The organism is Oleiphilus sp. HI0043 (assembly GCF_001634935.1).
Genome location: NZ_LWEY01001958.1, coordinates 1 through 558 on the forward strand (window position 1 = coordinate 1; position 558 = coordinate 558).

1 protein-coding gene is annotated in these 558 nt (G+C 47.0%); it reads left to right on the forward strand.

Annotation, left to right across the window (positions count from 1 at the left end):
* The coding region (locus A3729_RS30260) for an ABC transporter substrate-binding protein (protein WP_231877538.1) at positions 1 to 431 on the forward strand (431 nt) is incomplete at its 5' end.
* Positions 432 to 558 lie beyond the last annotated feature (127 nt).

The window sequence follows — 558 nt, forward strand, 5'->3', positions numbered from 1 at the left end:
ATCCCGCTTCAGGCCCTTACCAAGTACAAGGACTCGCCCAAGAACGTGCTGCCGATATGGCAGTTGAAGAAATTAATAATAATGGCGGGATACTAGGAAAACCCATAAAGCTTCTTAAAAAAGACACTCAGTCAAAAGCCGCAATATCTACCACAAACGTCGTCCACATGATCGATGACCAGGGCGCAAAAATGATTTTTGGCGGTTCCTCTAGCGCTGTCTCTATTTCAGGTGGCTACGCTGCAAAAGCGCGTGACACTTTATACTTTGGCACGCTAACCTACTCAAATGCCACGACGGGGAAAGACGGTCATACCCACATGTTCAGGGAAAGTTATAACGCCTGGATGGGCGCTAAAGTGCTTTCAAAATACCTAAAGAAAAACTTCAAAGGTAAAGAGTTATTCTACATCACTGCAGACTATACCTGAGGCTGGTCGACTGAAAACTCAATTCGCAAGTTCAGCAAAACCAAAGACAAAAAAGCACACCAGCGCGCACTTGTCCCCTTCCCTGGTGCGACAAAGCAGGACTTCAAGGCGGCCTTAGACGCAGCGA